General features: G+C 56.8%; 18 protein-coding genes. 3 read left to right on the forward strand and 15 right to left on the reverse strand.

Annotated elements, in window-relative coordinates; translation table 11 throughout:
- Nucleotides 1–6 precede the first annotated feature (6 nt).
- From NYE85_RS09555 to NYE85_RS09575, 5 genes are all read right to left on the reverse strand, one after another.
- Nucleotides 7–1,458 carry an efflux transporter outer membrane subunit gene (locus tag NYE85_RS09555; protein ID WP_259004491.1) on the reverse strand — a complete coding sequence of 484 codons (1,452 nt, stop codon included), beginning with the start codon at nucleotides 1,456–1,458 and terminating at the stop codon, nucleotides 7–9.
- A 29-nt stretch (nucleotides 1,459–1,487) separates the two neighbouring features.
- Nucleotides 1,488–2,006 (reverse strand): transcriptional repressor MprA, encoded by a 519-nt coding sequence (gene mprA, locus NYE85_RS09560; protein WP_259004492.1) that lies wholly within the window; start codon nucleotides 2,004–2,006, stop codon nucleotides 1,488–1,490.
- A gap of 171 nt (nucleotides 2,007–2,177) precedes the next feature.
- Nucleotides 2,178–2,522, reverse strand: coding sequence for an L-valine transporter subunit YgaH (gene ygaH / locus NYE85_RS09565; RefSeq protein ID WP_259004493.1), 345 nt, complete (start codon nucleotides 2,520–2,522; stop codon nucleotides 2,178–2,180).
- The gene (locus NYE85_RS09570) at nucleotides 2,512–3,258 is read right to left on the reverse strand and encodes an AzlC family ABC transporter permease (protein WP_259004494.1); all 747 of its coding nucleotides are present in this window, start codon (nucleotides 3,256–3,258) and stop codon (nucleotides 2,512–2,514) included. Before NYE85_RS09570 ends, ygaH begins: the two co-directional genes overlap by 11 nt.
- A 120-nt stretch (nucleotides 3,259–3,378) precedes the next feature.
- Nucleotides 3,379–4,578, reverse strand: a complete 1,200-nt coding sequence (locus NYE85_RS09575) for an MFS transporter (RefSeq protein ID WP_259004495.1) — start codon at nucleotides 4,576–4,578, stop codon at nucleotides 3,379–3,381.
- A 104-nt stretch (nucleotides 4,579–4,682) separates the two neighbouring features.
- Here NYE85_RS09575 and NYE85_RS09580 point away from each other — a divergent pair, with 104 nt between their 5' ends.
- On the forward strand, nucleotides 4,683–5,561 hold the full coding sequence (locus NYE85_RS09580; RefSeq protein WP_259004496.1) for a LysR family transcriptional regulator: 879 nt from the start codon (nucleotides 4,683–4,685) through the stop codon (nucleotides 5,559–5,561).
- Between the two features lie 36 nt (nucleotides 5,562–5,597).
- Here NYE85_RS09580 and proX (NYE85_RS09585) read toward each other — a convergent pair whose 3' ends face one another.
- The 6 genes from proX (NYE85_RS09585) to NYE85_RS09610 form a co-directional block, all read right to left on the reverse strand.
- The gene (gene proX, locus NYE85_RS09585) at nucleotides 5,598–6,599 is read right to left on the reverse strand and encodes a glycine betaine/L-proline ABC transporter substrate-binding protein ProX (RefSeq protein ID WP_259004497.1); all 1,002 of its coding nucleotides are present in this window, start codon (nucleotides 6,597–6,599) and stop codon (nucleotides 5,598–5,600) included.
- A 52-nt stretch (nucleotides 6,600–6,651) separates the two neighbouring features.
- Nucleotides 6,652–7,647, reverse strand: coding sequence for a glycine betaine/L-proline ABC transporter substrate-binding protein ProX (gene proX / locus NYE85_RS09590; RefSeq protein WP_259004498.1), 996 nt, complete (start codon nucleotides 7,645–7,647; stop codon nucleotides 6,652–6,654).
- A gap of 69 nt (nucleotides 7,648–7,716) precedes the next feature.
- Nucleotides 7,717–8,898 carry a glycine betaine/L-proline ABC transporter permease ProW gene (gene proW / locus NYE85_RS09595; RefSeq protein WP_259004499.1) on the reverse strand — a complete coding sequence of 394 codons (1,182 nt, stop codon included), beginning with the start codon at nucleotides 8,896–8,898 and terminating at the stop codon, nucleotides 7,717–7,719.
- The gene (gene proV, locus NYE85_RS09600; RefSeq protein WP_259004500.1) at nucleotides 8,891–10,093 is read right to left on the reverse strand and encodes a glycine betaine/L-proline ABC transporter ATP-binding protein ProV; all 1,203 of its coding nucleotides are present in this window, start codon (nucleotides 10,091–10,093) and stop codon (nucleotides 8,891–8,893) included. The genes proW and proV overlap by 8 nt, the downstream gene beginning before the upstream one ends.
- A 407-nt stretch (nucleotides 10,094–10,500) precedes the next feature.
- Entirely contained in the window at nucleotides 10,501–11,187 is a 687-nt protein-coding gene (locus NYE85_RS09605) for a response regulator (protein ID WP_259004536.1), read from the reverse strand.
- A 19-nt stretch (nucleotides 11,188–11,206) separates the two neighbouring features.
- Nucleotides 11,207–12,799: a sensor histidine kinase gene (locus NYE85_RS09610; protein WP_259004501.1), complete on the reverse strand. Its 1,593-nt coding sequence runs from the start codon at nucleotides 12,797–12,799 to the stop codon at nucleotides 11,207–11,209.
- Nucleotides 12,800–13,124: 325 nt separating this feature from the next.
- On the opposite strand from NYE85_RS09610, the gene NYE85_RS09615 reads away from it, so the two are divergent.
- A complete protein-coding gene (locus NYE85_RS09615) occupies nucleotides 13,125–14,477 on the forward strand; it encodes a 2-hydroxycarboxylate transporter family protein (RefSeq protein WP_259004502.1) in 1,353 nt (450 codons plus the stop codon).
- 41 nt (nucleotides 14,478–14,518) lie between these two features.
- Here the strand turns inward: NYE85_RS09615 and NYE85_RS09620 are convergent, their stop codons facing one another.
- Nucleotides 14,519–15,415: a LysR family transcriptional regulator gene (locus tag NYE85_RS09620; RefSeq protein ID WP_259004503.1), complete on the reverse strand. Its 897-nt coding sequence runs from the start codon at nucleotides 15,413–15,415 to the stop codon at nucleotides 14,519–14,521.
- Nucleotides 15,416–15,535: 120 nt separating this feature from the next.
- On the opposite strand from NYE85_RS09620, the gene NYE85_RS09625 reads away from it, so the two are divergent.
- On the forward strand, nucleotides 15,536–16,276 hold the full coding sequence (locus tag NYE85_RS09625) for an SDR family oxidoreductase (RefSeq protein WP_259004504.1): 741 nt from the start codon (nucleotides 15,536–15,538) through the stop codon (nucleotides 16,274–16,276).
- A gap of 86 nt (nucleotides 16,277–16,362) precedes the next feature.
- Here the strand turns inward: NYE85_RS09625 and nrdF are convergent, their stop codons facing one another.
- The 3 genes from nrdF to nrdI are packed head-to-tail and all read right to left on the reverse strand — an operon-like array spanning nucleotide 16,363 to nucleotide 19,858.
- Complete coding sequence (nrdF, locus tag NYE85_RS09630) at nucleotides 16,363–17,322, reverse strand: class 1b ribonucleoside-diphosphate reductase subunit beta (protein WP_259004505.1); 960 nt, start codon at nucleotides 17,320–17,322, stop codon at nucleotides 16,363–16,365.
- 8 nt (nucleotides 17,323–17,330) lie between these two features.
- A complete protein-coding gene (gene nrdE / locus NYE85_RS09635; RefSeq protein ID WP_259004506.1) occupies nucleotides 17,331–19,472 on the reverse strand; it encodes a class 1b ribonucleoside-diphosphate reductase subunit alpha in 2,142 nt (713 codons plus the stop codon).
- A complete protein-coding gene (gene nrdI / locus NYE85_RS09640) occupies nucleotides 19,454–19,858 on the reverse strand; it encodes a class Ib ribonucleoside-diphosphate reductase assembly flavoprotein NrdI (RefSeq protein WP_259004507.1) in 405 nt (134 codons plus the stop codon). The genes nrdE and nrdI overlap by 19 nt, the downstream gene beginning before the upstream one ends.
- Between the last annotated feature and the right edge of the window lie 3 nt (nucleotides 19,859–19,861).

Consider the following 19,861-nt stretch of genomic DNA (forward strand, 5'->3'; position numbering starts at 1 on the left):
CTATTATTATGCTTTCGAATCCGCATTGGTTGGGGCCTGATAGCCACCGCCCAGGGCGCGGATCAATCCTATCTTCGCCTGCATCATATTGCTGCTGGCGACAACTTCCGCCTGTTGCTGCTGAATCAGCTGCGTCTGGCTGGATAACAGCTCGTCGCGCCCGATAATCCCTGCCTGGTATCGAGCGTTTGCGACACGGTACACCTGCTGCATCGATTGGGACGCTGATGCCGCCTGCTGCAACTGCTGGGCAGTGCTTTGCTGAACGGTAATGGCATCGGCGGTTTCCTGTACGGCATTCAGGATAGTCTGGTTGTAGCCTTCTACCGCCTGATCGTACAGAGCGGACTCTTCGCCCAGTTTGCTGCGCAGCGCGCCCGCGTGGAAGATCGGCAGCGAAAGGGCCGGTGCGATATTCCAGGCCTGGCTGGCGGCTTCAAACAGATTCGGACTGGTACTACTGGAGTTGGTGGTGGTCAGGCCGGCGAAGGCGGAAATGGTCAGACTGGGGTAAAACTCTTTGCGTGCGGCAGAAACGCGCTGGCTATATGACTCGACCAGCTGGCGCTGCGCCGCAATATCCGGACGTTTACCCAACAGATCGGCGGTCAGTTCCCCTTTCGGCGCCAGCAGGCTGTCTGCCGGCAGGCTCACTGGACGCAGTTGCTGCATGGCGTTCGGCCCGTGACCGGTCAGGGCAGCCAACTGGTGCTTGAGCTGTTCTATCTGCGATTGCAGTTGCAGAATCTGTTGCTTGACGCCGTCAGACTGCGCCTTGGTTTGTTGTGGCACGTCCACGCCGGACAAGCCGGCCTGATATTGCTGCTGGCGCAGCTGGGTCAGGCGGTCATTGTTATTGACTTCCTGCTGGAGCAGTTTTTCCTGTGCATAGTTGCTTTGCAACAGATAATAGGCCGAAGCCACCGAACTGGTCAGCGTGAGTGCGGCCTGTTCCTGCTCGGCGCGTGCGGCGTCAACCTGGGCTTTGGCAGCGTTGACCTGGTTGCGGTATTTCCCCCACCAGTCAAACTCATAGGCCAGATTCAGCCCCAGTGAGTTGGAGCTTTCATAGATCGGCCTGTGCGGATAACCCAGTCCCATATTGACGTTCTGTGGAATACGCTGACGGGTGATGCCGGCGTTAAGGTCCAGATTCGGCCCGTTGGCGGCGCTGGCTTCACCCATCACGCTCTGGGCTTCGCGCACGCGTGCGGCGGCCTGTCTCAGCGAGGGGGAGCTTTGCAGCGCCTGGGTCATCAACCTATCCAGTTGGGGATCGTTGAGTGAGCGCCACCATTGTGGGCTGATGGCCAGCGAGCTGACTTTCGGCTGTGCCAATTGCAGCTGCTGCGTATCCATCAAGGTCGATTGGGGAGCTATATTGTCGGTAGATGCACAACCCGCCAGCAGTAATACTGCGAACAGCGGGGTGAATCTCCAGTTAAATGGGGATCGCATAAGTTGGTTACCTGAACAGAAATTGAGGATTAGGTTAACTGTTCTGTGACTTCCATTTGATCCAGACGTGCCAGCAGCTTGCGCGTCAATTGCTCAAGCTGTTGCTGTTCATCGTTATTCAAGGTGGACCAAAGGAAATGCAGACATTGGTGCTGTGGCGGCAGCAGTTGAGCCAGGAATTCTTCCCCTTGCGGCGTCAAATGCAGATGCAGACAGCGGCGGTCATTGTCGCTTTCCCGGCGTTCAATCCACCCGCGTTTTTCCAGTTCGTCGGCGATGCGCGTAGCATTGGTGCGCGACGAGCCGAGCGCCGAGCTGAGCTCGGAAGGCTGGATGCTATGGTTTTCCTGCGCATCCAGGGTAATCAGTGCCATAAACAGAGTTTCGTTAATCCCTTGCGCCTTCAGCATTTTATTGCGGTTTTCCAGCAATTTGCTTTGCATATGCATGCAAAGGCGCGTCAGCAGAATTTCCTGATAGGGGAAGTTTTTCTGACGTTTTGCACGGCAATTCAGCATGTTTTCAATGGGAGTAAACGAGCTTTCCATAGTTTTTGGCCTCATTAATTTCGTTCGGTATAGTAACGGTAGTGATTAATAATGTAAATGTTCAGCGCGGTGAATAATTTAGCAATTAGTGTTATTTGTAAGCCGTCTGTAAATGTTCAGTAGTGGAAACGGCAAGTTTTTGGGAGCTGGCGCACGTAATTGCTCATCACCTTAACTGAAAATCATAAGTATCTTTAATGTAACACCAAACAGGAGCGCACCAACCAAGGTGGAGAAAATGATGCTTTTGCTGCGATAGAAGCAGAGGCTTAATGCGGCAAAACCCACCAGCGTTGGCAGCAGCTTGTCAGGTTCGCGCATCACCACCGGGGCGCTGGAGACGACCAGTAGCGCACAGATCGACGCGATGCCGATGCTGTCGAGCAGCAGCGCCGTTTTGCCCCGTTTCAGGCCGGGCTGTTGCTGGCGAGCAGAGGACAGGCGCAATGGCAGATAACGGAACAGATAATTGGCTGCGCCCACTAACAGACTGATGACGATCACTTCAGTTTTCATCGGCGATCTCCACCTGCGTCGGCTGCAGTAGCGCTGCCAGGCAGCCGCAACCGATGCCGGCCAGAATGGCCACCGGAATCGAGAAAAACACCAGACCGAGCAGGGCGCCGGTCAGTGACAGGGTGATAATCAAACTTTGCGGTCGTGTGAACGCCGCCAGCAAAAAACTGAGAAACAGCGCCGGCAGCATAAAGGAAAGGGACGCTTCGATAACCGGGAACTGCTCCAGCGGGCCGTTGCCAAACACTGCGCCAAGCGCGGTGCCGGCCACCCAGGACAGCCAGGAGCATAGCGCAATGCCGAGCATCCAGTTTTCGCTCCAGCTGCGGTTGTTGCGTATCAGTTTGGCAGTGGCGGCAGCGAATACTTCGTCGGTCAGGCCAAAGGCCCAAAGCGCAGTTTTGCCGCGTGACATGCGTGAAACAATGCGGTGGCGTAGCGCCGGGCCATACAGAATATGACGAATGTCCATCGCCATTACCGTCAGGGCGGCGACCCACAGCGACATGCCGGCGCTTAACAGCGCGGTAATCACGAACTGGCTGGCACCGGCGTAAATGATGCAGGAAAACAGCAGACTTTCCAGCGGGGTGAAGCCAAGTTTGACGGCACTGAGGCCAAACGCGAAAGCGACCGGGATATAACCAACCACGATCGGCAGGCTATCGACCACGCCATTGGCGAAGGTGGAACGAGCGGCTGGGGGAAGCAAATTCTCTGCGGCTTGGCTTTGCATGTTATCGGACACAGGGTAGATAGGAGGTCAATAGTTTATCTCCAGAACATTACCAGAGTGGGCGTAATGTTTATACCCTGTGTCGCTAATAAATTTCTGCTGTGATTGTTCGCTTGCTAATCAGATGCTGGCGGTGTCTGGTGCCTCATGGCGTTTACCGCGCCACCAGGTCAGCAGGTTCAATACGCACAGTACGCCGCCCGCCGCCGCCACGCCGTTCCAGCCGGCATGTTGATAGGCAAAGGCCGACAGCAGCGAGCCCAGCGCCCCACCGATAAAATAGCTGGTCATGTAGCCGGCCGTCAGCCGGTTACGGGCTTCGGGCATGATACGGTAAATCACGCTCTGATTGGTCACGTGAACCGCCTGCACTGCCAGATCCAACACCACAATGCCGAGTAATAGTGACCACAGTGATTGTTTAGCCATGGCTATGGGTATCCACGACAGCAGCAGCAAAATCAAGCCGACGGTGGTGGTCAGCCCACCTTTGCCTTTATCAACCAGGTGCCCGGCGCGCGTGGCGGCCAATGCCCCTGCTGCACCCACCAGGCCGAACAGGCCGATGGTCGCTTCGGAATAGCCAAACGGCGGGGCTGCCAGCAGAAAGGCCATCGAGGTCCACAGCACGCTGAAGTTGGCGAACGACAGTGCACCTAGCAGCGCTCGGGTACGCAGCAGCGGCGTACCGCCGAACAGGGCAAAAATCGACTTCAGCAGTTGCGGATAATTCAAACCGCTATGCTGCTTGTAGCGTGGCAGGGCACGCCACAGGATCAGCGCCATGGCAAACATCAGCACGCTGGCTACCCAGTAAATGGTTCGCCAGCCGCCGAGGGTGGCCAAGGCGCCGGCGACGGTACGCGCCAGCAAAATGCCCAGCAGCAGCCCGCTCATGATGATGCCGACGGTTTTGCCGCGTTTTTCCGGATGGGCCAGCGTGGCGGCCAACGGCACCAGAATTTGCGCTACCACGGAAAACAGGCCAGTCAGCGCGGTGCCCAGGATCATGATCGGCAGGGTGGTAGAACTGGCGGTAATCAGCATGCCGCCGGCAGCCAGCAGTGTCATGAAGACGATCAGCCCGCGTCGTTCGAACATGTCTCCGAGCGGCACCAGCAACAGCAGACCGACCGCATAGCCCAACTGGGCGGCGGTGACGATAAAACCGGCCTGATTGACCGACAGGTTGAAATGCTGCGCGATGGTTTCCAGCAACGGCTGGGCATAGTAGTTGCTGGCGACGGCCAGACCGGTGGCGACGGCAATCAGGGCGATCAGCACCGGGCTCAGGCCCGGCTGTGAAGGTTGTTGGTTCATAAGATATCAATCAAGGAAAAAAGTTAGCCGAAGTATCAGGCAGGACGGCGTGCGAAACCAATGTATAATTTTCATTTGATCAATCTCATTTTGCGATAAATGCCATGAACCTGAAACAGATCCGCTTTGCGCTGGCAGTGGCCGAAGAGCAGAGCTTTACCCGAGCGGCACAACGCTGCCATACGGTGCAATCGGCTCTGAGCCATCAGATTGCCAAACTGGAGGAAGAACTGGGATGTGCATTGTTCGAGCGTACTTCGCGGCGGGTCACGCTGACCACCGCCGGACAGGCGTTTATTCAACCGGCGCAACGGCTGCTGGCGGCGAAACAGACGCTGGTCGAGGAGGTGGTTGCGGCCAGCGGCACGGTGTCTGGCACTTTGACCATAGGCACCATATCAACCATAAACGCGATTGATCTGACCGAGAAACTGGGTAATTTCCACCGCCATTATCCGGCGGTGAATATCCGGCTGTACGTGGGGATGAGCGAAGCGCTGCTGGAAGATGTCCGCCAGCAAAAAACCGACGTGGCGTTTGTTGGTATCTGGCCGGGAGATATTGACATGCTGCCGGTGTCGCATCGGCGGTTGACCGATGAGCCGCTGGTAGCATTGGTGGCGGCGCAGCATCCGTTGGCCAGCTGTCAGCAGGTCAATCTGCACACCCTGTCACAAGTGCCGCTGGTGGACTTTTACAGCGGTACCGGCGCCAGGCGGCAGACCGACCGCGCATTTCAGGCGGCGGGTATCAAGCGACATGTCAGTTTTGAAATCGACCATATCGAATGGCTGGAGAATTTGGTGCGGCGAGGACTGGCGGCGGGCATTGTACCGATCTCGACGGCGCAGCGCCTGAAGTCGCTGGTGTCGATTCCAATTGAGGATGGACCGCGGCGGCAGGTGTATTGCGTGTGGCCGCAACCGCAGTCCAGAACCGCCGAGCGCTTTTTACAGTTCAGCGGGATAGATATGGCGCAATAGCGTTGGGGGCGCAGCAACCTGCGCGCCCCGCGGTGATTATTGTTTCGCGGCCTGTTCCGCCGTTTTTACCCAGCCATCAAAGGTGGCCTGGTGCGCCTTGATCCAGCCATTGACGTGGTTTTCGATATCCGCTTCGGACGACTGGCCTTCGTGCATCCGCAGGTTTTGCGCATTCACGTCGGCAATCGGCAGTTTCATGATGGCAAACAGTTTGGCGGCAGCCGGGTTGGCCTGTGCCCATTGCTTGTTGGCGGCGATACGCATGGTGTTCACCGGGAAGCCGTAGTTGGCGCCGTTAGGCAGCTTGGTATCGACGTTTTTCTGTTCGCCAGGCAGAGAGGAGAACGGCACCTGCAGCCATACCACATCGCGGCCCGGCACCAGCACGTCGCTGACCCAGTACGGAGTCCAGGTGTAGTACAGGATCGGCTTGCCTTCTTTGTAGCGGGTGATGGTATCGGCGATCATCGCCGCGTAGTTGCCCTGATTGTGCTCAACGGTGTTGCTCAGGTCATAGGCTTTCAGATGGTGATTGATTACCGCCTCACAGCCCCAGCCCGGCGTACAGCCGGTCAGATCGGCCTTGCCGTTGCCGTTTGAGTCGAACAGCTTGGCGATTTTCGGATCCTTTAACTGCTCGACGTTGGTGATGTGATATTTTTCGGCGGTTTTCTTGTCGATCAGATAGCCCTGCGCTGCGCCGTCGACATAAACGCCTTCACGGTAGAACTTGGCGTCGCCGCCTGCCGCCTTGTACTGGTCGGCATGCAGCGGATCCCAGTTTACTGCCAGGAAGGTGGCGTCGCCGGAAGCGATCGAGGTATAGGCGACGTTGTAATCCACTTCACGCGGTGCTTTGACGTCGTAACCCAGCTTTTCCAGCGCTTTGCTGACCAGCAGCGTCTGGAAGGTTTCTTCAGAGATGGTGCTTTGTACCGGCTGTACGCTGACGCCCTTGCCGGGCAGATCGGCGGCGTAGGTAAACTGTGAACCGATAAGTGTGGTGAGGGCCACGGCCCATATTCCTGTCTTGCGCATAGTGAAATACCTTTAATAATGATGTTAAGCCGGGATTTCCGGCGCGTAAGGGTTATTTCGCTGCCGCAGCAGCCGTACTGATCCAGCCGTCAAAGGTGGCCTGATGGGCCTTGATCCAGCCATCTACGTGGCGTTGAATATCGTCGGCGCCGTTTTCCCCGTTATGCATCCGCAGATTTTGCGCGTTCACGTCCGCCAGCGGCAGCTGCATGATGGCGAACAGTTTGGCTGCTGCCGGGTTGGCCTGTGCCCACTGTTTATTGGCAACGATATGCTCATTGTTGACCGGGAAGCCGTAGTTCTTGCCGTTCGGCAGCGCGGTATCCAGATCCTTCAGCGAGCCGGGATTGGCCGAAAACGGCACCGTCAGCCATACCACGTCGCGGCCGGGAACCAGCTCGTCGCTGACCCAGTAGGGGGTCCAGGTGAAGTACAGCACCGGTTTGCCCTGCTTAAAGCGCGACAGGGTATCGGCAATGATGGCGGAATAGTTGCCCTGATTCTGCGTGACGGTGGCGCTCAGGCCGTAGGACTTGATTTGCGTGTCAATCACCCGGCCACATACCCAACCCGGCTCGCAGCCGGCCAGGTCGGCCTTGCCGTCGCCGTCGGCATCGAACAGCTGTGCCAGCTTGGGATCCTTCAATTGCGAAATGTCGGTAATGTGGTATTTGTCGGCGGTTTTTTTATCGATCAGATAGCCCTGTGCCGCACTAGTGATATATGCGCCTTGACGGTAAAACTTTTGCTCGCCGCCGGCGTTGTTGAACATGTCGGTCTGCAACGGATCCCAGTTCACCGCCATGTAGGTGGCGTCACCGGAGGCTATCGAGGTATAGGCGACGTTGTAATCCACTTCGCCGGTTGGCTGGACGTCATAGCCCAGTTTTTCCAACGCGCGATTGACCAGTTCGGTTTGAAAACTTTCTTCGGCAATGGTGCTTTGCAGTGGTTTCACCGTGACGCCTTTGCCGGGGAGATCGGCGGCGAACGCCTGTGTGCCTAGCAATGAAGTCAGGGCAAAGGCCCAAATTCCTGTCGAGCGCATAGTGGTTCCTCACGTTTTAACGATGCTGCCGCTGCCCCCGGGGCTAATGCCGGCCGGGGGCAGAGCCGGTCAAGACTTTTTGATGAAGGGGCGGCTGAGCAAGCCGATTGGACCATGAGCGTACCAGCGGCTCATGCCCTTGGAGCGGCGATCGCGCCCCAGCGACTGGGTGAGGCGATCGAGAATGATTGCCAGAATGACGATACCAACACCGCCAACCGCCGCCAGACCCATATCCAGGCGGCCAATCCCCCGCAGCACCATCTGGCCCAGACCACCGACGGCAATCATCGAGGCGATCACCACCATCGACAGCGCCAGCATCAGCGTTTGGTTGACGCCGGCCATGATGGTCGGCATCGCCAACGGCAACTGGACTTTGAACAGCAGCTGCCGCGGGCTGGAACCAAAGGATTCTGCCGCTTCGATCAGATCTGCCGGCACCTGGTTGATCCCCAGAATGGTCAGACGCACGATCGGCGGCAGCGCAAAGATAATGGTCACCACTACGCCCGGTACGTTACCGATACCAAACAGCATGACTATCGGCACCAGGTAGACGAACGCCGGGGTGGTTTGCATGGCGTCGAGCAACGGTCTTATCACTTTGGCCGCATGCCGACTGCGAGCCAGCCATATCCCCAACGGCAGGCCGATAATGATACAGAAGAACAGGGCGGTCAGTACCAGCGCCAGCGTCACCATGGCCTGCGACCAGGCGCCAATCGCACCGATGGCGATCAGCGACACCAGCGTTGCCGCCCCCATGCCGAGGCTCGACAGCTGCCAGGCGATCAGCGAGAACACCAGGATGGCAATCGGAGCCGGCATGCCAAGCAGCAACTGCTGAAAGCCGCTGAGAATGAAATCGACCGGGACGCGAATGCCCTGGAACAGCGGGCGGAAATGCAGCACCAGCCAGTCGATGCCGTGCGTAACCCAGGAGTCCAGCGGCAGCCAGGTTTTATGGAACGGATCGAGCAGATTAAAGTGTTCCGGCTGAGCCGGCGCGCTGTTGAGCCAATCTGCCCCCTGCGCCGCAGGGTGGCCGGCATCCGGCGTCGCCGGCGGCGGGTTGGATGACCAGGCATCGGCACCGCCGCTGGTGGCGGGAGTTTGCGCCGGCGCGTCGGCCGCGGCGGCATTTGACCAGGGATCGCTATTGGTGGCGGCAGGCGCAGCCTGAGCCGCGGCATCCTGGGTTGGGGCGGCGGAAGTGGCCGCCCAGGGATCTTGGGTAGTATCACTCATTCGCTGGGCCCTCTTTATCTAAAGCCTGCAACAGCTTGGCTTTGGAAATGATTCCGATATAGTTGTTTTCGTCGTCGACTACCGGCACGGCGCAGGGCGCCTGTGCAACCAGCGAAATCAGTTCGCTGAGCGGCATATCGGCCGGTACCGGCGCGGGGGCATCCAGCAACGCGTCGTCGAGCTTTTTGTTCTCCGACAGTGCCTTTTTCAGCGAGTCTATCGACACCACGCCGATAAACCGCTTGCCGCGTTCGAGAACGTAACCATAATCGCGGTCTTCGTCGCGCAGCAGCTGCAAGGCCGAGCGCGGCCCAAAGCCGGGGGTTTTGCGAATCAGGGTGACCGGGCGACGCTGGGCGATATCTTTTGCGCTGAACACGTGGCTGATATCGACGCCGCGGAAGAAGGTGCGGACATAGTCGTTGGCCGGATTGTTCAGTATTTCATCCGGCGTACCGACCTGAATCACCTCGCCGCCCTGCATAATGGCAATACGGTCGCCAATACGCATCGCTTCGTCCAGATCGTGGGAAATAAACACGATAGTGCGCTGATGTTTGGCCTGCAGTTTTACCAGCTCATCCTGCATTTCGGTACGGATCAACGGATCGAGCGCCGAAAAGGCTTCATCCATCAACAGAATATCCGGGTCATTGGCCATGGCGCGGGCCAGGCCGACGCGCTGCCGCATACCGCCGGAAAGCTCGTCAGGATATGAATGGGCGTAGTTGTCCAGCCCCACCTGGCGCAATGCTTCCAGCGCTTTTTCCTGCCGCTCCTGCTGCGGCACGCCGGCTAATTCCATACCGAACGCGGTGTTATTGAGCACGTTCATGTGCGGCATCAGCGCGAATGACTGGAATACCATGCTGATCTTATTTCTGCGTACGGTACGCAGCGCGGAGTCCGATATTTTGGCAATATCCTCTCCGTCAATCAGCACCTCACCTCGAGTGGGTTCTATCAGACGATTGAGAAGGCGTACCAGGGTGGATTTTCCGGAACCGGAAAGGCCCATGATGACAAATATTTCGCCTTCTTCAATGGCCAGATTGGCATTTTTAACGCCGAGCGATAATCCGGTTTTTTCAAATAGCTGGTCTTTATTGAGACCTTTGTCTATCAGTTTAAATGCCCGTTCCGGATGCTCGCCGAATATTTTATATAAGTTCTTTACTTCGAGTTTAATTGCCATGCAATTTGCTGTTTCCTCTGGTGTATTTCAAACGATAAAAAACTTCCTAGTAGAAAATAATAGTGCCCTATACCCTATCACAGTGAGTATCTGAGACAAGTCTCAATATCCCGCAAATGTGTCGAACGGTGGTTTACATCAAACTTTTCATTAGTTATGGTAATGTGGCGAGCAATCAAAATTATCGCGCTTCATCGGGTGGAATAATGGACGTGAAGCGGCGGTTTTTTAACGAAAATAATTGTGCGGCCCACAAAGGATATTTCGCCATTTCTCCGACGTTACAGGCAATAAAAAACCCGGCAAACGGCCGGGCAAAATTCATCAGTATTCAACGACAGATAGCGACACCGGGGAGATATCGCGGCACCGATGCTAACAGGCCAATATGACAGTCAGATGTCACCTCACGCCTTACGATATAATCGCCTCGGATGACCAATATTACCGTATACCATTTCCACTCGGACAAATTGCGTATTGGCGCAATATTCCAGATAGCGCCGGGCGGTGGTCTTGCTGATCCCTGCCTGCTCGACGATATCCTCCACCGCCAGGGCGCGGCTCGGCTGATTAACAAACAGCGTCTGTACCCGTTCCAGCGTATTGGGTTCGATGCCCTTGGCACTGGGCTCGTTGGAGAATTGCTTGGACTGCAGGTTATACAGCGCGTCGACGCTGCTTTGGTCGATCACCTTGAAACTGCGCTGGGTCTGCACGAATTGCATAAAACGCTCCAGGGAATTGCGCAGCCGCTTATAGGACACCGGTTTGATGATGTAGTCGAAGGCGCCGTTGCGGATAGCCTGGCTACAGGTATGCATGTCGCTGGCGGCGGTGATGAAAATCACCGAACAGCCGGGCGTTTTCACCGCTGGCTGTTCCATCAGTTCTATGCCCTGGCCATCAGGCAGATAGTTGTCCAACAGGATCAGACGCGGTTGATGGCTGATGACCCGGCTTTTTGCTTCCGCCAGGGTGGCCGCGTAGGCCACTACGCGCAGGTTAAAATTATTTTCGATAAATTCTGCGTGCAGCGTTGCCAGCTGTGGCTCGTCTTCGACGATCAGAACGTCGAGTGCTTGATGATGCATCATTCATTCTTCCAAATGTTCAGGCTTTCGGGATAAACAACGAAAAAATGGCCCCGTGCGGATCGTTGTCCGACACTTCTATGCTGCCATGGGCCTGCGCCACATGGCTGGCTACCAGGTGCAGGCCGATGCCATGATCGCCTTTTTCCTTGGTGGTGACGCCGTGTTCAAACAGGGTTTCACGGATCTCCGGTGCCAGACCGCTGCCGTGATCCGCCACTTCAATCACCAGTTCATTACCATTGTCATTGATATAAAGTTCTACCGCGTCATGCGGCGCGGCGCAACGCAAGGTTGCTTCCACCGCGTTGTCCAGCAGGTTGCCGACGATCGACATCAGTTCGGTTTCGTTCAGCGCCGCCGGGATGTGCTGCAGTTGACAGGCGGGGTCAAATCGCAGTTCTACCCCTTTTTCGCGTGCGGCGGCATACTTGCCCAGCAACAGCCCCGACAACGCCGAGGAATTGAAGCGCTGCGAGATAAAGTCGAGTACCTCCTGGGCACCTTCCGACTGTGCCTCGACGTAGCGAATTGCCTCGTCGTAACGCTGCATATGCAACAGACCGGCCAGGGTTGCTGTCCAGTTCAGCTGTTCATGACGCAGTATGCGCAGAGTATCGGCATAGCGTTTAACCTGGCTGAGCTGGCTGCTGAGGGTATTGATGTCGTTTTTATCGCGGAAACTGATCACCCAACCCTGCAAGCTGTCGGCTTCCATGATGCGCACCCGGCTGGCGATCACCCGGATACCGTTGAAGCGGCACGCCTCATCGTGGGTATCGTGGCCAAGCTGCGCGGCAGCAAGAAAATCCGGCTGTGCCTGAATCACTTCGCCGATGCTACGGCCGATCGGGTCGCCATCCGAGTGGCGAAAATTCAATAATTCGCGCGCCGCACGGTTGATGGTAATAATGCGCAGCTGTGGATCGATGGCAATTACACCTTCGTAAATCGCCTCCAGCAGCGCTTTTTGCTGGCGTACCAGCAGCGCAATTTCTTTTGGCTCCAGCCAGAACATTTGCCGCTTCAGGTTTTTTGACAGCAGCCAGGAAAAAATAAACAACGCAACCAGCAGCAGGGCGATAGCGCCGACAATTTGTGTCAGGGTGCGAGCATTTACGTTGTCGATATGGGATTTAAGGTAGCCGACGGAAACAATGCCGATCACCTGATTATTTTCGTCCATAATAGGTGCTTTACTACGTAACGATATTCCTATGCCACCTTTGCGAATCGAAATAATACTTTTTCCTGCCAGGACGTCTTTATTATCCCCGCCGATCATCGGCGTGCCGAGACGATCCTGATACTGCGAATGGTATAAATGTCGTGCCTGTCGATCGCCAATGACAATATAACTGGCATCGCTGCGGGCGCGGATTTTTTTCATCAGCGTATCGATGGCAATAATATCGTGCCGTTGCACCGCCGCGCTTAGGCTCGGGATCAGCGCGATTTCCCGCGCCTGTACCTGGGCACGGGCACCCAGCTCGCGGTGCAACTGGGCATCCAGCCGATAGTAGCTATAGGCGCCAATCAGCGTCAACAGCAGGCTGGAGAACGCTACCAGGCAAATAAATAGCTTGATCTGAAAGGACAAATTTAAACGCATGTCGGCCGTTCACCCTCAAGAGCGCCAAGAGACTGGCAGGCATGATACACGCCTGAGGCAACGTTGAGGGCGATCAAATTGCGTTTGTGCGTGCTGCGTTATACTGAGCATGCGTCGCAGTCTGCGACGCGTTAATAAACCTGCAATATTTACGTTATCCGTAGCATTAACGCCATAGAAACCGCGCTGTATTTTACATAACAAGAATAAACACCATACAATCCATTAACACCATTAAAAACCCTTTTTAACTTTGAACAGCATCACAATCGATGATCCTTGCCTTTTCTTATGATGGCCGCACAAACCAATAAGAGGCCGGAATATGAGCACAACCGATGATTCTTATCTCGTCGCCAAGGATAAAACCGCAGAGGTTCCCCTGCGCGAAAAGTGGTGGCGGGCGTTGGATAATTACAAGATAGGCATCATTCCGTTGCCGTTCTTTATTCTGGCTGGCGCACTTATTTTACTCGATTGCCTGGCCGGGAAACTGCCGAGCGATATTGTGGTTATGGTCGCTACGCTGGCATTTTTTGGCTTTGCCTGCGGTGAGTTTGGCAAGCGCCTGCCGCTGGTTGGCAAGATGGGAGCAGCGGCGATTTGTGCCACCTTTATCCCGTCGGCGCTAGTGCATTATGGCCTGCTGCCGGACGTGGTGGTGCAATCGACCACGCTGTTCTACAAATCGACCAACATCCTGTATCTGTACATTTGCTGCATCATCGTCGGTAGCATCATGAGCATGAATCGTCAGGTATTGATCCAGGGTTTCCTGCGTATCTTCGTGCCGATGTTGTGCGGTGAGGTGGTGGGCATGCTGGTGGGCATGGGGGTCGGTATGGCGCTGGGGCTGGAGCCGTTCCAGATCTTCTTCTTCCTGGTATTGCCGATCATGGCCGGCGGGGTAGGCGAGGGCGCGATCCCGCTGTCGATGGGTTACGCGGCGATCTTGCATATGGAACAGGGCGTGGCGCTGGGGCGCATATTGCCCATCGTGATGCTCGGTAGTCTGACGGCGATTGTGATTGCCGGCCTGCTCAACCAACTGGGTAAGCGTTATCCCCACCTGACCGGCGAAGGCAGCCTGATGCCAAGTAAAACCGCAGACGAGGTGGCGTCGGCCACCGATAAAACCAGTGGTAATGTCGATGTCAGCACCCTGGCCTGCGGTGCGCTGCTGGCGATACTGCTGTATATGGTCGGCATGTTGTTGCACCGAATGATTGGGCTGCCAGCGCCGGTCGGCATGCTGTTTGCCGCAGTGGCGGTAAAATTGGCGCACGGCGTTTCGCCGCGTATTCAGGAAGGTTCGCAGGTGGTGTATAAATTTTTCCGCACCGCGGTTACCTACCCGATTCTGTTTGCCGTCGGCGTGGCGATTACCCCGTGGCAGGAACTGGTGGATGCGTTCACCCTGCAAAACCTGGCGGTGATTGTCTGTACCGTCGGCGCGCTGGTGGGAACCGGTTTTATGGTGGGTAAAAAGATCGGTATGCATCCCATTGATGTGGCGATTGTTTCTTGCTGCCAAAGCGGTCAGGGCGGTACCGGCGACGTCGCCATTCTCACGGCGGGCAACCGGATGTCGCTGATGCCGTTCGCCCAGATAGCTACCCGTATCGGCGGGGCTATCAACGTCTCGCTGGCATTACTGGCACTGTCGCACTTCTTCTAGCCAACCTTTTCTTTGCCTTGCCTCGCCCCCGCGGGGCTTTTTTATGTCTGATTGCGCGCGGCAAACGCCTGGCTGAACCAGTCGATAAATACGCGCACCCGCGGCGACAGCTGGCGGTTACGCGGATACAGCAACGACACCGGCATCGGCGTTGGCGGGTATTGCTCCAGCAGCGGTATCAGCGAGCCGCGAGCCAGATCGTGCTGCAAGTGGTAACGTGGCACCTGAATGATCCCCAATCCCAGCCGCGCCGCCGTCACCATACTGTCGCCGCTGCTGACGGTCAGCGTGGTTGGCAGCGTGATAGAGCGTGGCTGGCCATCGACCAGAAACTCCAGCGGCATCAAACTGCCGGTGACGGAAGAGCGGAAGCCGATCATCCGGTGATTGGCCAACGCCTCAAGTGAATCCGGTACGCCGAAACGCTGCAGATAGTCCGGCGAGGCGCAGGTAGTTTCGCTCAGGGCGCCGATATGACGCGCCACCATATCGCTATCCTTCAGCTTGCCGACGCGCACCACGCAGTCGACCCCTTCACGCAATGGGTCGATCAGCCGATCGCCTTCGCTCATAAACAGCTCGATGTCCGGATAGCGGGCTAAAAAGTCCGGCAGTCCCGGCAGAAGAAAATGACGCGCCAGCGTACCGTGCACGTCAATACGTAACAGGCCGCGCGGTTTGGCGCCGGCAAACGCCATTTCGGCGTCCTCGATATCCGCCAGAATGCGCAGGCAGCGCTGATAGTACGCTTCGCCATCCAGCGTAGCGCTGACGTGGCGCGTGGTGCGTTGCAGCAGTCGTACCTTGAGCCGGGCTTCCAGCTGTTTGATGGCATCGGTAACGGTCGAACGGGGCAGCGCCAGATCCTGCGCCGCCTGCGTGAAACTGCGTTGTTCCACCACCCGGGTGAAAAGCCGCATTGCATCGATTCTGTCCATCGCCATTGTTCGCAGATTTCGGATAGTGATAACGAATATTAGGAGATTATCCGCCAGGCAGAAAGAGGCATGATGTTTCTAACGCAGTAAACCCCGTTAACTCACCACCAGGAGCATTCAATGAACAGCCCACAGCAACAGGTCGCTATCGTCACCGGCGCATCGCGCGGCATTGGCGCGGCCATCGCCGAACGACTGGCCGCCGATGGTTTTACCGTGATTATCAACTATGCCGGCAGTCAGACGCTGGCCGACGAGCTGGTACGCAAGATTGAACAGGGAGGCGGGCGGGCGTTGAGCGTTCAGGCCGACGTCAGCGATGCGGCGGCGGTGGCACGGATGTTTGAGCGTGCCGAACAGGCCTTCGGCGGCGTCGATGTGCTGGTAAACAACGCCGGTGTGATTGCGCTGGCCCCCCTGGCGGAGATTGATGCCGCCGAGGTTGACCGGGTGATCGACATCAACCTGAAGGGCACCGTCAACACGTTGCGCGAGGCCGCCAAACGTCTGCATGACAATGGCCGCATCATCAACTTTTCGTCCAGCGTGGTGGGGTTATTGCAACCCACATACGGCGTATATGCCGCCAGCAAGGCGGCGGTTGAAGCGCTGACCAGCGTGCTGGCGAAAGAGCTTCGCGGGCGCAATATCACCGTCAACGCCATCGCGCCGGGACCTACGGCAACCGATTTGTTCCTGGAAGGCAAAACGCCGCAACTGATCGAACGGCTGGCGAAGATGGCACCGCTGGAACGGCTGGGCGAACCGCAGGACATCGCCGCCACGGTGGCCTTCCTGGCCGGGCCTGACGGCGCCTGGGTCAATGGTCAGACTCTGCGGGTCAACGGCGGTATTATCTGAACGGATGCCGCACCCGCGTGGCGGCGCTGGTTTGGCCACCACGCGGGCCGTCGGCAGTCATTGCCCGTCTGGCGGCAGCCGAGCGCTCAGAAATCCCAGTCTTCGTCTTCGGTGTTGACCGCTTTGCCCATCACATAGGACGAACCGGAGCCGGAGAAGAAATCATGATTTTCATCGGCATTGGGTGACAGCGCCGACAGGATGGCCGGATTGACCTCAGCCATCGACGGCGGGAACAGCGCCTCGTAACCCAGGTTCATCAACGCCTTGTTGGCGTTGTAATGCAGGAAGGTTTTTACGTCCTCGCTCCAGCCAACCTCATCGTACAGCTCTTCGGTGTAGCGCACTTCGTTATCGTACAGATCCTGCAGCAGATCGAAGGCAAAGCTTTTCACCTGCTGGCGTCGCGTTGCGCTCACCTGTTCCAACCCCTTTTGGAACTTGTAGCCGATGTAGTAACCGTGCACCGCTTCGTCACGAATGATCAGGCGGATCAGATCTGCGGTGTTGGTCAGTTTGGCGCGGCTTGACCAGTACATTGGCAGATAAAAGCCGGAATAAAACAGGAACGATTCTAGGAATACGCTGGCGACTTTCTTTAACAGCGGATCGTCGCTGCGGTAGTGTGCCAATATGATGTCGGCCTTTTTCTGCAACGCACGGTTTTCTTCGCTCCAGCGGTAGGCATCGTCCACGTCGCGGGTCTGGCATAGCGTCGAGAAAATGGAGCTGTACGAGCGTGCGTGTACCGCCTCCATAAAACTGATGTTCGAATATACCGCTTCCTCATGCGGCGTGATGGCGTCGTCAATCAGCGTCGGCGCGCCGACGGTGTTCTGAATGGTGTCCAGCAGCGTCAGTCCGGTAAATACGCGAATGGTCAACTGCTGTTCCTTGGCGGTCAGCGTCGCCCATGACGGGATATCGTTCGACAGCGGCACCTTTTCCGGCAGCCAGAAATTGGCGGTCAGTCGGTTCCATACCTCCAGATCCTTGTCGTCTTCGATTCTGTTCCAGTTGATCGCCTGGATGCGTTGCATTTTCATAAGATCCCTCACAGCGCGCAGGACACACAGCCCTGAACTTCGGTGCCTTCCAGCGCCATCTGGCGCAGGCGGATGTAATAAATGGTCTTGATCCCCTGACGCCAGGCGTAAATCTGCGCGCGGTTGATGTCGCGGGTGGTGGCGGTATCGCGGAAGAACAGCGTCAGCGACAGCCCCTGATCGACGTGTTGGGTGGCGGCGGCATAGGTGTCAATGATCTTTTCCGGCCCGATCTCGTAGGCATCCTGGTAATAATCCAGGTTGTCGTTGGTCATATAGGGGGCAGGGTAGTAAACGCGACCGATTTTGCCCTCTTTGCGGATCTCGACTCGCGAGACGATCGGGTGAATGCTGGAGGTCGAATTGTTGATGTACGAAATCGATCCGGTTGGCGGCACCGCCTGCAGATTTTGATTGTACAAGCCGTGCAGCATCACCGACTGGCGCAGCGCTAGCCACTGTTCCTGCGTCGGGATCTCTACGCCTGCCTCGGCAAACAGCGTCCGCACCCGTTCGGTTTGCGGCAGCCACTGGCGATCGACATATTTGGCGAAATAGTCGCCGCTGGCATAGGCCGAGTGTTCAAAACCGCCAAAGGCGCTACCACGTTCCATCGCCAGCTGATTGGACGCGCGGATGGCGTGATAGGCCACGGTGTAGAAATAGATATTGGTGAAATCGATGCCTTCGGCGGAACCGTAGTAGATGCGCTCACGCGCCAGATAGCCGTGCAGGTTCATTTGGCCAAGGCCGATGGCGCGTGAGGTGCGGTTGCCTTCGGCGATTGACGGTACCGAGCGGATATCGCTCATCTCCGCCACGGCGGTCAGAGCACGGATGGCGGTGTTGACCGCTTTGCCAAAGTCGGCGGCGTCCATGGTTTTCGCAATGTTCAGCGAACCGAGGTTGCAGGAGATATCCTTGCCGACCTGCGCGTAGCCGAGGTCGTCATGATACTCGCTGGCGCGATTGACCTGGAGAATTTCCGAGCACAGATTGCTCATGTTGATGCGACCGGCAATCGGATTTGCGCGGTTCACCGTATCTTCAAACATCATGTACGGATAACCGGATTCAAACTGGATCTCCGCCAGCACCTGGAAGAAATCGCGCGCGTTGATGCGTGACTTGCGGATGCGCTTGTCATCAACCATCTGACGGTATTTTTCGCTGACGCTGATTTCTGAAAACGGCATGCCGTAAACCCGTTCTACGTCGTACGGCGAAAACAGGTACATCTCTTCGTTGTTTTTTGCCAGTTCGAAGGTAATGTCCGGGATCACTACCCCCAGCGACAGCGTTTTGATGCGGATCTTCTCGTCGGCGTTTTCACGCTTGGTGTCGAGGAAGCGCAAAATATCCGGGTGATGGGCGTTGAGGTACACCGCGCCGGCGCCCTGGCGTGCACCCAGCTGGTTGGCATATGAAAACGCGTCTTCCAGCATTTTCATGATCGGAATAACGCCGGAGGACTGGTTTTCGATGCGCTTTATCGGCGCGCCGACTTCGCGAATATTGCTCAGCAGAAACGCGACGCCGCCGCCGCGCTTGGACAGCTGCAGCGCCGAATTGACCGCGCGGCCGATGGATTCCATGTTGTCTTCAATACGCAGCAGGAAGCAGGATACCAGTTCGCCGCGCTGGCGTTTGCCGCAGTTGAGGAAGGTCGGCGTCGCCGGTTGGAAACGCCCGGAAATCATCTCTTCCACCAGATCTTGCGCCAGTTGGCGATCGCCGGCCGCCAGCGTCAAGGCCACCATGCAAATCCGATCTTCGTAACGCTCCAGATAGCGTTTTCCGTCGAAGGTCTTCAAGGTGTAGCTGGTGTAATACTTGAAGGCGCCAAGGAAGGTTTCAAAGCGGAACTTCTTCGCATAGGCCTGCTTGAACAACTGCTTGATGAAGGGGAAGTCGTACTGCGCCAGCACCTGCGGCTCGTAGTAGCCTTCCTCCACCAGATAACGCAGCTTTTCTTCCAGGTTATGGAAGAACACCGTGTTCTGATTGACGTGCTGGAGGAAGTAATGCCGCGCCGCCAGTCGATCCTTGTCGAACTGGATGCGACCTTCGGCATCGTAAAGATTGAGCATCGCGTTAAGCGAATGGTAATCCAGCGCGCTGGTCGCTGGGGTCAGTTCTGTCGTTGCCAAAATGCGATTACTCCCTGTCGAACGTTTGCAACGTCTTGTGCGGTGCCAAACAGCTCAAAGCGATATAAAAAAGGCACCTGGCATTTTTTGGCGATGATATCGCCGGCAATGCCATACGCTGCGCCGAAGTTGGTATTCCCGGCGGCAATCACGCCGCGCAGAAAACTGCGGTTCTGTGGCTGGTTAAGAAAACGGATCACCTGGGTGGGCACCGCGCCGGTGCTGCCACCGCCGCCATAGCTCGGCACAATCAGAATATAGGGCTGAGCCATCAGCAGCGGGCTGCGGCTGCCGGCGATCGCAATACGCATCGCCGGCAGGCCGAGTTTCTCAACAAAGCGGTGGGTGTTCTCCGAACTGCTGGAGAAATAGACCAGCGGATTCATGAT

The sequence above is a fragment of the Serratia sp. AKBS12 genome (assembly GCF_024793895.1).
GTDB lineage: Bacteria > Pseudomonadota > Gammaproteobacteria > Enterobacterales > Enterobacteriaceae > Serratia_F.

Bases quoted from the DNA above. Each gene is read 5' to 3' on its own strand.
- NYE85_RS09555 (WP_259004491.1), bottom strand. From the start codon at position 1,458: ATGCGATCCCCATTTAACTGGAGATTCACCCCGCTGTTCGCAGTATTA.
- mprA (WP_259004492.1), bottom strand. From the start codon at position 2,006: ATGGAAAGCTCGTTTACTCCCATTGAAAACATGCTGAATTGCCGTGCA.
- ygaH (WP_259004493.1), bottom strand. From the start codon at position 2,522: ATGAAAACTGAAGTGATCGTCATCAGTCTGTTAGTGGGCGCAGCCAAT.
- NYE85_RS09570 (WP_259004494.1), bottom strand. From the start codon at position 3,258: ATGCAAAGCCAAGCCGCAGAGAATTTGCTTCCCCCAGCCGCTCGTTCC.
- NYE85_RS09575 (WP_259004495.1), bottom strand. From the start codon at position 4,578: ATGAACCAACAACCTTCACAGCCGGGCCTGAGCCCGGTGCTGATCGCC.
- NYE85_RS09580 (WP_259004496.1), top strand. From the start codon at position 4,683: ATGAACCTGAAACAGATCCGCTTTGCGCTGGCAGTGGCCGAAGAGCAG.
- proX (WP_259004497.1), bottom strand. From the start codon at position 6,599: ATGCGCAAGACAGGAATATGGGCCGTGGCCCTCACCACACTTATCGGT.
- proX (WP_259004498.1), bottom strand. From the start codon at position 7,647: ATGCGCTCGACAGGAATTTGGGCCTTTGCCCTGACTTCATTGCTAGGC.
- proW (WP_259004499.1), bottom strand. From the start codon at position 8,898: ATGAGTGATACTACCCAAGATCCCTGGGCGGCCACTTCCGCCGCCCCA.
- proV (WP_259004500.1), bottom strand. From the start codon at position 10,093: ATGGCAATTAAACTCGAAGTAAAGAACTTATATAAAATATTCGGCGAG.
- NYE85_RS09605 (WP_259004536.1), bottom strand. From the start codon at position 11,187: ATGCATCATCAAGCACTCGACGTTCTGATCGTCGAAGACGAGCCACAG.
- NYE85_RS09610 (WP_259004501.1), bottom strand. From the start codon at position 12,799: ATGCGTTTAAATTTGTCCTTTCAGATCAAGCTATTTATTTGCCTGGTA.
- NYE85_RS09615 (WP_259004502.1), top strand. From the start codon at position 13,125: ATGAGCACAACCGATGATTCTTATCTCGTCGCCAAGGATAAAACCGCA.
- NYE85_RS09620 (WP_259004503.1), bottom strand. From the start codon at position 15,415: ATGGACAGAATCGATGCAATGCGGCTTTTCACCCGGGTGGTGGAACAA.
- NYE85_RS09625 (WP_259004504.1), top strand. From the start codon at position 15,536: ATGAACAGCCCACAGCAACAGGTCGCTATCGTCACCGGCGCATCGCGC.
- nrdF (WP_259004505.1), bottom strand. From the start codon at position 17,322: ATGAAAATGCAACGCATCCAGGCGATCAACTGGAACAGAATCGAAGAC.
- nrdI (WP_259004507.1), bottom strand. From the start codon at position 19,858: ATGAATCCGCTGGTCTATTTCTCCAGCAGTTCGGAGAACACCCACCGC.